General features: G+C 49.9%; 12 protein-coding genes. 9 read left to right on the forward strand and 3 right to left on the reverse strand.

All coding sequences use genetic code 11. From position 1 onward, the window contains the following. Positions 1-23 precede the first annotated feature (23 nt). Complete coding sequence (pyrD, locus tag K0335_RS00505) at positions 24-1,034, forward strand: quinone-dependent dihydroorotate dehydrogenase (protein ID WP_002431618.1); 1,011 nt, start codon at positions 24-26, stop codon at positions 1,032-1,034. Between the two features lie 173 nt (positions 1,035-1,207). Beyond that, positions 1,208-1,750 (forward strand): cell division protein ZapC, encoded by a 543-nt coding sequence (zapC, locus tag K0335_RS00510; RefSeq protein WP_001220658.1) that lies wholly within the window; start codon positions 1,208-1,210, stop codon positions 1,748-1,750. On the opposite strand, the gene ycbX is transcribed toward zapC, so the two are convergent. Next, positions 1,747-2,856 carry a 6-N-hydroxylaminopurine resistance protein YcbX gene (ycbX, locus tag K0335_RS00515; protein WP_000224279.1) on the reverse strand — a complete coding sequence of 370 codons (1,110 nt, stop codon included), beginning with the start codon at positions 2,854-2,856 and terminating at the stop codon, positions 1,747-1,749. The genes zapC and ycbX overlap by 4 nt on opposite strands. A gap of 97 nt (positions 2,857-2,953) precedes the next feature. On the opposite strand from ycbX, the gene rlmKL reads away from it, so the two are divergent. The 6 genes from rlmKL (at position 2,954) to rmf (ending at position 10,986) form a co-directional block, all read left to right on the forward strand. Next, complete coding sequence (gene rlmKL, locus K0335_RS00520) at positions 2,954-5,062, forward strand: bifunctional 23S rRNA (guanine(2069)-N(7))-methyltransferase RlmK/23S rRNA (guanine(2445)-N(2))-methyltransferase RlmL (protein WP_001086527.1); 2,109 nt, start codon at positions 2,954-2,956, stop codon at positions 5,060-5,062. An 11-nt stretch (positions 5,063-5,073) separates the two neighbouring features. Next, the gene (locus K0335_RS00525; protein WP_219393687.1) at positions 5,074-6,981 is read left to right on the forward strand and encodes an ABC transporter ATP-binding protein; all 1,908 of its coding nucleotides are present in this window, start codon (positions 5,074-5,076) and stop codon (positions 6,979-6,981) included. A 129-nt stretch (positions 6,982-7,110) separates the two neighbouring features. Further along, positions 7,111-8,358 carry a membrane integrity-associated transporter subunit PqiA gene (gene pqiA, locus K0335_RS00530; protein ID WP_104919630.1) on the forward strand — a complete coding sequence of 416 codons (1,248 nt, stop codon included), beginning with the start codon at positions 7,111-7,113 and terminating at the stop codon, positions 8,356-8,358. A gap of 4 nt (positions 8,359-8,362) precedes the next feature. After that, entirely contained in the window at positions 8,363-10,003 is a 1,641-nt protein-coding gene (pqiB, locus tag K0335_RS00535) for an intermembrane transport protein PqiB (protein ID WP_000444390.1), read from the forward strand. Next, entirely contained in the window at positions 10,000-10,563 is a 564-nt protein-coding gene (gene pqiC / locus K0335_RS00540) for a membrane integrity-associated transporter subunit PqiC (RefSeq protein WP_000759110.1), read from the forward strand. The genes pqiB and pqiC overlap by 4 nt, the downstream gene beginning before the upstream one ends. Positions 10,564-10,818: 255 nt before the next feature. Next, positions 10,819-10,986, forward strand: coding sequence for a ribosome modulation factor (rmf, locus tag K0335_RS00545; RefSeq protein ID WP_000828648.1), 168 nt, complete (start codon positions 10,819-10,821; stop codon positions 10,984-10,986). Between the two features lie 66 nt (positions 10,987-11,052). Here the strand turns inward: rmf and fabA are convergent, their stop codons facing one another. Together fabA and K0335_RS00555 are read right to left on the reverse strand one after the other, a co-directional pair. Beyond that, positions 11,053-11,571: a 3-hydroxyacyl-[acyl-carrier-protein] dehydratase FabA gene (gene fabA, locus K0335_RS00550; protein ID WP_000227930.1), complete on the reverse strand. Its 519-nt coding sequence runs from the start codon at positions 11,569-11,571 to the stop codon at positions 11,053-11,055. A 68-nt stretch (positions 11,572-11,639) separates the two neighbouring features. Continuing rightward, positions 11,640-13,400: a Lon protease family protein gene (locus tag K0335_RS00555; protein ID WP_104919631.1), complete on the reverse strand. Its 1,761-nt coding sequence runs from the start codon at positions 13,398-13,400 to the stop codon at positions 11,640-11,642. 184 nt (positions 13,401-13,584) lie between these two features. On the opposite strand from K0335_RS00555, the gene matP reads away from it, so the two are divergent. Then, positions 13,585-14,040 (forward strand): macrodomain Ter protein MatP, encoded by a 456-nt coding sequence (gene matP, locus K0335_RS00560; protein ID WP_000877154.1) that lies wholly within the window; start codon positions 13,585-13,587, stop codon positions 14,038-14,040. The last annotated feature ends 29 nt before the right edge of the window (positions 14,041-14,069 follow it).

Genomic DNA, 14,069 nt, shown 5'->3' on the forward strand with positions numbered 1-14,069 from the left:
ACACCGGGAATCTAGGAGAGTTCATGTACTACCCCTTCGTTCGTAAAGCCCTTTTCCAGCTCGATCCAGAGCGCGCTCATGAGTTTACTTTTCAGCAATTACGCCGCATTACAGGTACTCCGTTTGAAGCACTTGTCCGGCAGAAAGTACCTGTTAAACCTGTCAGTTGCATGGGGCTGACATTTAAAAATCCGCTTGGTCTTGCCGCTGGTCTGGATAAAGACGGGGAGTGTATTGACGCGTTAGGCGCAATGGGGTTTGGCTCGATTGAGATCGGCACTGTAACGCCGCGTCCACAACCTGGAAATGACAAACCGCGTCTTTTCCGCCTGGTTGATGCCGAAGGGCTGATCAATCGAATGGGCTTTAACAATCTCGGGGTGGATAATCTTATTGAGAATGTAAAAAAAGCCCATTATGACGGCGTCCTGGGTATTAACATCGGCAAAAATAAAGATACACCGGTGGAGCAGGGTAAAGATGACTATCTGATTTGTATGGATAAAATTTATCCTTATGCTGGTTATATCGCCATCAATATTTCCTCGCCGAATACACCGGGATTACGCACCCTGCAATATGGTGAGGCGCTCGATGATTTATTAATCGCGATCAAAAATAAACAAAACGATTTGCAAAAGATCCATCAAAAATATGTGCCGATCGCAGTGAAGATCGCGCCGGATCTTTCTGAAGAAGAATTGATCCAGGTTGCCGATAGTTTAGTTCGCCATAATATTGATGGCGTTATTGCGACCAATACCACACTTGATCGCTCTCTGGTACAGGGAATGAAAAATTGCGATCAAACCGGTGGCTTAAGCGGTCGTCCGCTTCAGTTAAAAAGCACAGAAATTATTCGCCGCTTATCACAGGAATTAAACGGTCGTTTACCGATCATCGGTGTTGGCGGCATTGACTCGGTTATCGCTGCACGTGAAAAGATTGCTGCGGGTGCAACGCTGGTGCAAATTTATTCGGGATTTATTTTTAAAGGACCGCCTTTGATTAAAGAAATCGTTAGCAATATCTGATTAATTTCTCCTTTTTAACGTTATGAGAGAACCGGGGCTTTATTTCCAGCCCTGGTTGTTTTATATTCCTTACCTGTTGCTTATTTATACATTTTAGTCTTTTCTTATTTAGGGCAATAAACGAAGCGGCAAAGGACAATGTTGCGCAGAATGATTTAGGTGGGAGAATCCGCATGCGAATTAAACCTGACGATAACTGGCGCTGGTATTATGATGAAGAGCACGATCGAATGATGCTCGATTTAGCCAATGGTATGTTATTTCGCTCGCGTTTTGCTCGTAAAATGCTCACGCCAGATGCCTTTAATCCCTCCGGTTTTTGTGTTGATGATGCAGCGCTCTATTTTTCTTTTGAAGAAAAATGCCGTGACCTGCCGTTATCCAAAGAACAGAAAGCTGAGTTAGTGCTTAATGCACTGGTAGCAATTCGTTATCTCAAACCGCAAATGCCGAAAAGCTGGCATTTTATATCTCATGGCGAAATGTGGGCACCAATGCCCGGTGATGCCGCTTGTGTCTGGTTGAGCGATACTCACGAGCAGGTCAATTTGCTGGTCGTTGAATCTGGCGAAAATGCCGCACTGTGCCTGCTGGCACAACCCTGCGTTGTTATTGCGGGTCGCGCGATGCAGTTGGGGGACGCCATCAAAATCATGAATGACAGGCTGAAACCACAGGTTAATGTTGACAGTTTCAGCCTCGAACAGGCAGTTTAACGCGCTAGTTTAAGCGCAGTCTTCGGCACACAACTACAGCAAAGAATGGTGCCATCATTGCTGATTGCTGACTTTTTGAGCGGTGTGACTTCGCCTTCTAAAAGCTGAACACGGCAGCTTCCACAAATGCCCGCGCGGCAAGAATAAGGGATACGAATTCCCCGATTTTCTAATTGCTCCAGCAGAACCTGTTGGTTATTTCCACGAAATGCCTGCCCTTGCCAGTCAATATCTACATTTGCGTCCGGTTGCTGCGCGGCGTCGACGGTATCGTCCACGGCAGCTGCGCCGTAAACTTTCGCCGGAGCCGTTGCCAGAATTTCCACCTCGTCGCCAACGCGAATCACGCCACTATTACGGGCAATTAAATTCTGACCAAAATCGACATCGCCGTTATCCTGGGCTGTTCGGAAAGATTGCAATGTTTTTAACGGTTCACCTGCCGGATGCTTTTGTCCTTTTTCCGGGCTGACGGTGGTGAAAATACAGCGGCTACAAGGTTTAACCACATCAAACACCACATCACCAATACGAATCACTTTCCAGCTATCTTCTTCCCAGGCCGACGCACCGGAAACCACCAGATTGGGGCGGAATTGCTCCATTTTTACACTGGCCGGACAACGTTGTTGGAGATCACGTAACGAGGCTTCGTTAGCAAGAAGGTAAGGATAGCCATCAGCAAATGACAGAGGTACAGTGTTGTGGCGTTTCACGCGCCGGGTCATTTGTGGCCCCACCCAGCGCAATTGGACTTCGCGGGAGAAAAATCCACTTAACCATTTGTTGATCGCGTCTGGTGCAATTCGCGCAGTAAAATGTGTACCCCAAACTTCGGTTGGGGCGTCTTGTGTGGCGAAATCAGCAAAACGGACATATGCGCTACTGCCATCTGGCGCGGTGAGATGCAAGCCGTCATGTACGGGTGAAGGGGTAAACCGTACCATCTGCGGAAACTGGCGAGCGGTAATAAACGTACCGTCAGGTTCCGTGATCATAAAGATGCGATCGAAGGCCAGACCACTGACATCCGCCAGGGCATGTGTAAGACCAATGCCGCGCATCGATTTAACAGGATGAATAAAAAGCCGGGTTAGTGTCGCCACGCTGCGGTCCTCAAATGAAAATAAGCCTTCAACTTTATGACATGACGCGCTTATTAGCTATAATGCGCAACAATTTTCTTAGTGTAAAAGTGACGATATGAATTCTCTGTTTGCCAGTACGGCCCGTGGGCTGGAAGAGCTGTTAAAAACTGAACTGGAAAACCTGGGGGCCGTTGAATGCCAGGTGGTTCAGGGTGGGGTCCATTTCAAGGGCGACACACGGCTTGTTTACCAGAGCCTGATGTGGAGCCGCCTCGCCTCGCGTATTATGTTGCCGCTGGGCGAGTGTAAGGTTTACAGTGATTTAGACCTCTATCTCGGCGTTCAGGCGATCAACTGGACAGAGATGTTTAATCCTGGCGCGACCTTCGCTGTCCATTTCAGTGGTTTAAATGACACCATTCGCAACAGCCAGTACGGCGCGATGAAAGTGAAAGACGCGATCGTCGATGCTTTCACGCGGAAAAATTTGCCGCGTCCAAATGTTGATCGCGATGCGCCGGATATCCGCGTTAACGTCTGGCTGCATAAAGAAACTGCCAGTATCGCCCTTGATCTCAGTGGTGATGGTTTACATCTGCGTGGCTATCGCGATCGTGCTGGTATTGCGCCGATCAAAGAAACCCTGGCAGCCGCGATTGTGATGCGATCCGGCTGGCAGCCGGGAACACCTCTGCTCGATCCAATGTGTGGTTCTGGTACGTTGCTGATTGAAGCTGCGATGCTGGCGACCGATCGCGCACCAGGTTTGCACCGTGGGCGTTGGGGCTTTAGCGGCTGGGCGCAGCATGATGAAGCTATCTGGCAGGAAGTGAAAGCGGAAGCGCAAACTCGCGCCCGTAAAGGCCTGGCGGAGTACAGCTCTCATTTTTACGGTTCGGACAGCGACGCACGGGTGATTCAACGTGCGCGCACTAACGCCCGTCTTGCGGGGATTGGTGAACTGATTACCTTTGAGGTGAAAGATGTTGCGCAACTGACCAATCCGCTGCCGAAAGGGCCGTACGGTACAGTGTTGAGCAACCCGCCATACGGTGAACGTCTGGACAGCGAACCGGCGCTGATTGCACTGCATAGCCTGCTGGGCCGAATCATGAAAAACCAGTTCGGTGGCTGGAATCTCTCTTTGTTTAGTGCCTCGCCGGATCTGCTAAGCTGCCTGCAGCTGCGCGCAGACAAACAGTACAAGGCGAAAAACGGCCCGCTGGACTGCGTACAGAAAAATTATCACGTTGCCGAAAGCACACCAGACAGCAAACCGGCAATGGTAGCGGAAGACTACGCCAACCGCCTGCGTAAGAACCTCAAAAAATTCGAGAAGTGGGCTCGCCAGGAAGGGATTGAATGTTACCGCCTGTATGACGCCGATCTGCCGGAATATAACGTTGCCGTTGATCGTTATGCCGACTGGGTGGTGGTGCAGGAGTATGCGCCGCCAAAAACTATTGATGCGCACAAAGCGCGTCAGCGTCTGTTCGATATTATCGCTGCAACCATTTCGGTACTGGGGATTGCGCCAAACAAACTGGTGCTGAAAACCCGTGAACGCCAGAAGGGCAAAAATCAGTACCAGAAACTGGGCGAGAAGGGCGAGTTTCTTGAAGTTACCGAATATAACGCTCACTTGTGGGTGAACCTGACGGATTACCTCGATACCGGTCTGTTCCTCGATCACCGTATCGCCCGTCGTATGCTCGGTCAGATGAGCAAAGGCAAAGATTTCCTCAACCTGTTCTCCTATACCGGTAGCGCCACCGTGCATGCGGGATTAGGCGGTGCACGCAGCACCACCACCGTGGATATGTCGCGTACTTATCTGGAGTGGGCAGAACGCAACCTGCGTCTGAATGGCTTAACTGGCCGAGCGCATCGCCTGATTCAGGCCGATTGCCTGGCATGGTTGCGTGAGGCAAATGAACAGTTCGATCTGATCTTTATTGATCCGCCAACCTTCTCTAACTCAAAACGAATGGAAGATGCGTTTGATGTTCAGCGCGATCATCTGGCGCTGATGAAAGATTTGAAACGTCTGCTGCGTGCTGGTGGGACGATCATGTTCTCGAACAACAAACGTGGCTTCCGTATGGATCTTGACGGACTGGCAAAACTGGGGCTGAAAGCACAAGAAATTACGCAAAAAACGCTCTCCCAGGATTTTGCCCGTAACCGCCAGATCCACAACTGCTGGCTGATTACCGCAGCCTGAAAGGAATAGTAATGTCATTAATCAGTATGCATGGCGCATGGCTGTCGTTCAGCGACGCGCCGCTTCTCGATAACGCAGAACTGCATATCGAAGATAACGAACGTGTTTGTCTGGTGGGGCGTAACGGCGCAGGCAAATCGACGTTAATGAAAATCCTCAACCGTGAACAGGGACTGGATGACGGTCGCATTATTTACGAGCAAGATTTGATTGTAGCTCGTCTGCAACAGGATCCGCCGCGTAATGTTGAGGGTAGCGTTTATGATTTCGTTGCCGAAGGCATTGAAGAACAAGCGGAATACCTGAAACGCTATCACGATATTTCGCGTCTGGTGATGAACGACCCAAGCGAGAAAAATCTCAACGAACTGGCGAAGGTTCAGGAACAGCTGGATCACCACAACCTGTGGCAGTTGGAAAACCGCATTAACGAAGTGCTGGCACAGCTGGGGTTAGATCCTAACGTTGCGCTGTCGTCGCTTTCCGGCGGCTGGTTGCGTAAAGCGGCATTAGGAAGCGCGCTGGTGAGCAATCCGCGCGTGTTGTTGCTCGACGAACCGACTAACCACCTTGATATCGAAACCATCGACTGGCTGGAAGGATTCCTCAAAACCTTCAATGGGACGATTATTTTCATCTCCCACGACCGTTCGTTTATCCGCAATATGGCGACGCGCATTGTTGATCTCGATCGCGGCAAGCTGGTGACCTATCCAGGGAATTACGACCAGTATCTGCTTGAAAAGGAAGAAGCCCTGCGTGTGGAAGAACTACAAAATGCCGAGTTCGATCGCAAACTGGCGCAGGAAGAGGTGTGGATCCGCCAGGGGATCAAAGCGCGCCGTACCCGTAATGAAGGCCGCGTACGCGCCCTGAAAGCAATGCGCCGTGAACGTAGCCAGCGCCGTGAGGTCATGGGGACGGCGAAGATGCAGGTGGAAGAGGCCAGCCGCTCCGGTAAGATCGTTTTCGAAATGGAAGACGTTTGCTACCAGGTTGACGGTAAGCAATTGGTGAAAGATTTTTCTGCCCAGGTTCAACGTGGCGACAAAATTGCCTTGATTGGTCCGAACGGCTGCGGCAAAACCACGCTGCTGAAACTGATGCTAGGTCAACTTCAACCAGATAGCGGACGTATTCACGTCGGTACCAAACTGGAAGTGGCTTATTTCGATCAGCACCGCGCGGAACTGGATCCCGATAAAACGGTGATGGATAACCTGGCCGAAGGCAAACAAGAGGTGATGGTAAATGGCAAACCACGCCATGTACTGGGTTATTTGCAGGACTTCCTGTTCCATCCGAAACGGGCGATGACGCCGGTACGTGCGCTATCTGGCGGTGAGCGTAACCGCTTGTTGTTGGCGCGTTTGTTCCTCAAACCAAGCAACTTATTGATTCTTGACGAACCGACCAACGATCTTGATGTCGAAACGCTGGAACTTCTGGAAGAACTGATCGACAGCTACCAGGGGACGGTATTGCTGGTGAGCCACGATCGTCAGTTTGTCGATAACACGGTTACAGAATGCTGGATCTTCGAAGGCGGCGGTAAAATTGGTCGTTATGTCGGCGGTTATCATGATGCCCGTGGTCAGCAAGAACAGTATGTGGCGCTCAAACAGCCTGCGGTGAAAAAAACCGAAGAAGCCGCCGCGCCAAAAGCGGAAACTGTAAAACGCAGCAGTAGCAAACTAAGCTATAAATTGCAGCGCGAACTGGAGCAGCTACCGCAATTGCTCGAAGAGCTGGAGGCGAAGCTGGAAGCCCTACAGACGCAGGTGGCGGATGCTGCCTTCTTCAGTCAGCCGCATGAGCAGACACAAAAAGTGCTCGCCGATATGGCTGCTGCGGAGCAGGAGCTGGAGCAAGCCTTTGAACGCTGGGAGTATCTTGAAGCGTTAAAAAATGGTGGCTGATCGCAAAATAGTCGATTTAAACAGAGGCTGCTGACAACGGTAAAATTGCCAGATGCGTAACGTTTATCTGGCACGAAAACCAGCGCTTTGTTAGCAATCTGTAAAATAGCGCATCATTAAGGAGTACCAATGTGCGAACATCATCATGCCGCGAAGCACATCCTGTGCTCGCAGTGTGACATGCTGGTGGCGTTACCGCGCCTTGAGCATGGTCAGAAAGCGGCATGTCCCCGGTGTGGCACAACGTTAACCGTGGCGTGGGATGCCCCTCGGCAGCGTCCCACCGCCTATGCGTTGGCTGCACTGTTCATGCTGTTGCTGTCCAACTTGTTTCCTTTTGTGAAAATGAACGTTGCAGGAGTCACCAGTGAAATTACATTACTGGAAATTCCCGGCGTGCTTTTTTCTGAGGACTACGCCATCCTCGGCACCTTTTTCCTGTTGTTTGTGCAACTGGTTCCCGCGTTTTGCCTGATAACTATTCTGCTACTGGTTAATCGCGCGGAATTACCGGTCCGTTTAAAAGAGCAACTGGCACGGGTGCTTTTTCAACTCAAAACCTGGGGAATGGCGGAGATTTTCCTCGCCGGTGTGCTGGTGAGTTTCGTTAAACTGATGGCCTACGGCAGCATTGGTGTAGGCAGCAGCTTTCTCCCATGGTGTTTATTTTGTGTCCTGCAACTGCGCGCCTTTCAGTGCGTTGATCGTCGCTGGTTATGGGACGATATTGCCCCAATGCCAGAATTGCGCCAGCCGCTAAAACCGGGCGTCACGGGGATACGTCAGGGGCTGCGTTCGTGCTCCTGTTGCACGGCAATTCTTCCAGCTGGTGATCCAGTGTGCCCACGCTGTGGCACGAAAGGATACGTTCGACGTAGAAACAGCCTGCAATGGACACTCGCACTGCTTGTTACGTCCATCATGCTGTATCTCCCGGCGAATATTTTGCCCATCATGGTGACGGATTTATTAGGCTCGAAAATGCCGTCGACGATTCTTGCTGGTGTCATCTTATTATGGAGTGAAGGCTCTTATCCCGTTGCTGCGGTTATCTTCCTGGCCAGTATTATGGTGCCAACGTTAAAGATGATTGCGATTGGCTGGTTGTGCTGGGATGCCAAAGGGCATGGCAAGCGCGACAGTGAAAGAATGCATTTGATTTACGAAGTTGTAGAGTTTGTAGGCCGCTGGTCAATGATTGACGTTTTCGTCATCGCGGTGCTCTCGGCGCTGGTGCGTATGGGAGGTTTAATGAGTATTTATCCGGCAATGGGTGCATTAATGTTTGCTTTAGTCGTCATAATGACAATGTTTTCTGCGATGACGTTTGATCCGCGTTTGTCGTGGGATCGCCAACCAGAGCATAAGGAGTCCTGACAGTATGGAATCTAAAAGTGGGGAAGCCAAAATCCAGAAAGTGAGAAACTGGTCTCCCGTGTGGATATTTCCTATCGTTACGGCACTCATCGGGGCCTGGGTTCTTTTTTATCATTACAGTCATCAGGGGCCGGAAGTGACCCTGATTACCGCTAATGCGGAAGGGATCGAAGGTGGTAAGACGACAATCAAAAGCCGTAGCGTTGACGTCGGGGTGGTTGAAAGCGCCACTCTGGCTGATGATTTAACGCACGTTGAAATCAAGGCGCGTTTGAACTCCGGTATGGAGAAACTGCTGCATAAAGATACGGTTTTTTGGGTGGTAAAACCACAGGTTGGTCGTGAAGGGATCAGTGGTCTCGGCACGTTGCTCTCCGGGGTTTATATTGAACTTCAACCAGGGGCAAAAGGCAGCAAGCAGACGAAGTATGATTTGCTTGATTCGCCACCCCTTGCGCCGCCAGATGCGAAAGGGATCCGTATTATTCTCGACAGTAAAAAAGCCGGGCAACTTTCTCCTGGGGATCCGGTGTTATTTCGTGGCTTTCGGGTTGGCTCGGTGGAAACCAGCACATTTGATACCCAAAAACGCAATATCAGTTATCAACTCTTTGTTAACGCACCTTACGACCGACTGGTAACCAGTAATGTCCGTTTCTGGAAAGACAGTGGTATTGCAGTGGATCTCACCTCGGCAGGTATGCGCGTGGAGATGGGATCGTTAACCACACTTCTTAGTGGTGGTGTCAGTTTTGATGTGCCTGAAGGGCTGGATTTAGGTCAACCAGTCGCACCGAAATCGGCGTTTGTGTTGTATGACGATCAACGCAGCATTCAGGACTCTCTGTATACCGATCATATTGATTATCTGATGTTCTTTAAAGATTCTGTCCGTGGTTTGCAACCCGGTGCGCCAGTGGAATTCCGTGGAATTCGTCTCGGTACGGTAAGCAAAGTGCCGTTCTTCGCACCGAATATGCGTCAGACCTTTAACGATGATTACCGTATTCCGGTACTGATTCGCATTGAACCGGAGCGGTTGAAAATGCAGTTGGGCGAAAATACGGATGTAGTCAAACATATGGCGGAGCTGTTGCAACGTGGTTTACGTGGTTCCCTGAAAACCGGCAATCTTGTCACCGGCGCGTTGTATGTGGATCTGGACTTCTATCCAAACACACCTGCAATCACAGGGGTACGTGAGTTTAATGGCTATCAGATTATCCCGACCGTTAGTGGTGGTCTGGCGCAAATCCAGCAACGCCTGATGGAAGCACTGGATAAGATCAATAAACTACCGTTGGATCCGATGATTGCTCAGGCGACAAATACGCTGAGCGAAAGTCAGCGCACCATGAAGAGCCTGCAAACAACAATGGATAGCATGAATAAGATAATCGCCAGCCAGTCGATGCAGCAACTTCCGGCAGACATGCAAAATACCCTGCGTGAGTTGAATCGCAGTATGCAGGGCTTCCAGCCTGGCTCCGCAGCCTACAACAAGATGGTGGCGGATATGCAGCGGCTTGATCAGGTATTGCGTGAATTGCAGCCAGTACTGAAAACGCTCAACGAGAAGAGTAACGCGCTGGTATTTGAAGCGAAGGACAAAAAAGATCCAGAGCCGAAGAGGGCGAAACAATGAAAAAGTGGCTAGTGACGATTGCGGCACTGTGGCTGGCCGGATGCAGCTCCGGCGAGATTAATAAAAACTATTACCAGTTACCTGTGGTGCAGAGCGGTACACAAAGTACCGCCAGCCAGGGTAATCGCCTGTTATGGGTAGAGCAGGTCGCTGTTCCTGACTATCTGGCGGGGAATGGTGTGGTTTATCAAACCAGTGATGTGAAGTATGTGATTGCCAACAACAACTTGTGGGCCAGCCCGTTGGATCAACAGTTGCGCAACACCCTGGTTGCCAACCTGAGCACGCAACTGCCCGGCTGGGTGGTTGCCTCCCAGCCTCTGGGAAGCGCCCAGGACACGCTCAATGTTACCGTAACGGAGTTTAACGGTCGCTATGATGGCAAGGTCATTGTCAGTGGTGAGTGGCTGTTGAACCACCAGGGACAACTGATCAAACGTCCGTTCCGTCTGGAAGGGGTGCAAACTCAGGATGGTTACGATGAGATGGTTAAAGTGCTGGCCAGTGTCTGGAGTCAGGAAGCCGCTTCTATTGCGCAAGAGATAAAGCGTCTACCTTAATTATAAAGATTTGTAAATATAACCGTCTCCGGTTTGTTGCCTGAGGCGGTTTTTTTGTTTCTAACGTGTGGAAAAAGTTGTTCCTCTTCACATTTTTTGTACAACCGACATGCCCGTGTAGCTCACAAATATGACAGTGGTGTGAATTTTGCGCATTGACGGCAGTTATGATTCGCGGTATTGCTTAAGTGTGGTTGCATATTTAGTAATCACTGTTTTCTTTTCCACCAGAAACCAGTATGAGGGAAACGAGGCATGAAGAGACAAAAACGAGATCGCCTGGAACGGGCACATCAACGTGGTTATCAGGCCGGCATCGCCGGACGCTCAAAAGAAATGTGTCCCTATCAGACGCTGAATCAAAGGTCACAATGGCTGGGAGGCTGGCGAGAAGCCATGGCGGACAGGGTAGTAATGGCCTGATTCTGTCTCTTTAAAAAGAAACCTCCGTCTTGCGGAGGTTTCGCCTTTTTATCATCCTGAAAATAATCAGAACGAAGAAGTATCCTGGAACAGACCCACTTTCAGGTCGCTGGCGGTATAGATCAGACGACCATCAACCAGCACCTCGCCATCTGCCAGACCCATAATCAGACGACGATTAACAATGCGTTTAAAGTGAATACGGTAGGTCACTTTTTTCGCTGTTGGCAGAACCTGACCAGTGAATTTCACTTCACCTACGCCCAGTGCGCGACCTTTACCTTCGCCGCCCAACCATCCGAGATAGAATCCTACCAGCTGCCACATTGCGTCCAGTCCCAGGCATCCCGGCATAACCGGATCGCCAATGAAGTGGCATCCGAAGAACCACAGATCCGGATTGATATCCAGCTCTGCTTCAACATAACCTTTATCGTAGTTACCACCCGTTTCGGTCATTTTGACCACACGGTCCATCATCAGCATGTTTGGTGCTGGCAATTGCGGGCCTTTAGCGCCAAACAGTTCACCGCGACCAGAGGCAAGAAGGTCTTCTTTTGTATAGGATTCGCGTTTATCTACCATGTTCTCAGTAAGCCTTATTTTATTGAAGCACGCAGGATAGCTAACACGTGTACGCTGAACAAGTCCGATCAGTTCGGAATAAACCAGTTCAGCCAGCGTAATGGCCAGGGAAAACGATGACGACCTTCCTGTTGCGATGCTTGCGCAATACGCTCCTGAATGGTTTGCATCAACGTTGTCTGGCCTTCACCATCCCACACCAGATTTAAGAGTAGCGGTAAAGCATCAGTGACATCATCCACCGCCCAGATAGTGAATTTCTCTTCTTCAACTGCTTTTAGCAACTCACTATGCAAGCTGAGATGTCGCACGTTTGCGCTCGGAATGATAACCCCTTGCTTGCCAGACAACTCACGCTGCTGGCAGATAGCGAAGAAGCCTTCAATTTTTTCATTGAGTCCACCGACCGGCTGGGCGCGCCCAAACTGATCCACAGATCCAGTAATCGCAATGCTTTGATTAACCGGAACATCGGCAAGGGCGCTGATTAACGCACACAGCTCTGCCATTGACGCGCTGTCACCATCAACTTCACTATAGGACTGTTCAAAAGTGAGCGAGGCCGAAAAAGGGATCTGCTGTTCCAGTTGCAGTTCTGACATCAGGAACGCCTGCATGATCATCATCCCTTTGGCGTGAATATTGCCGCCGAGTTCCGCTTTACGTTCGATGTCAGTAAATTCACCATCGCCAATATGAACAACGCAGCTGATGCGTGACGGTTCGCCAAAAGCACGTGGATGCCCAGGAAATTCAATAACCGAAAGGGCGTTAATTTGCCCAACACGCTCGCCTTCGGTTTCAATCAGAATCTGTTCTTGCAGGATTTCATCTTGCATCCGCTCAGCCAGGAAACCTTCTCGCCACTGTCTTTGTGCCAGCATGAGCGATAATTGTTCGCCACTACAGGTGTTGCCTTCGCACAAAGGCGCCACTTCTTTTAACTGACGTGTAATCCACTGTGGATCAAGTGGTAACGTTTCTTGCTCACCGGTATAGCGCACGCCTTCACGAATCAGTACTTGCCAGGCATCAGTGGCAGGTAAGGGCAGATTCTTACGCGTGGCGATTTGCCTTACCCATTGACACCATTGCGTCATCGACCCGGCATCGACAATCTGTAAGGTATCTTCGAATTCGCTGTAAATTGCCTGGGCATAAAGTTCTGGTTCCATCTCCTGAAAATCAGCCAGTAGTTCACGTTCCCCCACCAGAATCACTTTCAGGGTAAGTGGCATTGAAGGAACAGAGACTGGCAGTGGTCGAGATTCATCGAATGCAACCCAGTCAAATCGTCCATGGGTAACAATGGATTTCAAACGCATCCACAGCAATGGTTGTGCAAGCAGAGTGCGCAACGAAATTATCAACACTCCACCATTTGCCTGATGTACCAGGCCTGGTTGTAGAGTGATATCGCCATTGAATTGACGCAGACAGCCAAACAGTTGCTCCGCTTCAACCCAGTCGGCGCTGACAACCTGCGTCAGAGTCGCAAAGTTGTCATCCCGGTGGGTAGCCGGTTTGTAGCGAATACTATTCCCGGAGATTTCATAATGCCCACCTGTTAGTTGGTTGGCATTACTGAATAAGGTGCTTGTGGCTTCTGACAGCAGTTCCAGGTACTCGCGCTCTTCCGGGGCCTTTGCCAACATAAACGGGGAGGCGACCCACGGTTGCATTAGTTGCTCCAGGGCAAACAGCAGGCGTGGCTGAGTATCACTGAGTAAGGTGTCGTTTTCGTCCGTTAAATGTGGCTGAGAAAAAATATCCTGATAACTGTCTGTATCAGGAACGAGATCGCGCCATGAAAGTTTCGTAATGGTCAAAATTGAGATTTTTTAGTCAATTGTAAAAGGAAAGATTATACCGTAAGCGGCCCGGCGGCACACCTGAATTGCACAGACTAACATAAAGGGTTAGCGGTATCTGTCACAGGCTGGAGATTCTTTTCATCTCTTGCCTGAAAAACTGGTATTCTGATAGTAGTGACAGGGTAACATTGAGATCGCCATGAAATATCAACAACTTGAAAATCTCGAAAGCGGTTGGAAGTGGAAATACCTGGTGAAAAAGCATCGTGAAGGGGAGTTGATCACCCGTTACATTGAGGCCAGTGCTGCCCAGGAAGCCGTGGATCTACTACTGACGCTGGAAAATGAGCCAGTGAAAGTGAATGACTGGATTGCAAAACACATGAATCCGGCATTAGTTAATCGTATGAAGCAGACGATTCGTGCCAGACGTAAGCGCCATTTTAATGCGGAGCATCAGCATACGCGGAAGAAATCTATCGACCTTGAATTTATGGTCTGGCAGCGACTGGCGGGGCTTGCGCATCGGCGTGGTAAAACACTGTCGGAAACAATTGTGCAATTAATCGAAGACGCCGAGCATAAAGAGAAGTACGCCAATACTATGTCGTCGTTGAAACAGGATTTACAGGCCCTGCTAGGAAAAAATGATTAGTAGCAGTAATAAACAAAAAACCCCGCATA

The organism is Escherichia sp. GZ89, assembly GCF_019366485.1.
Taxonomy (GTDB): Bacteria; Pseudomonadota; Gammaproteobacteria; order Enterobacterales; family Enterobacteriaceae; genus Escherichia; species Escherichia fergusonii.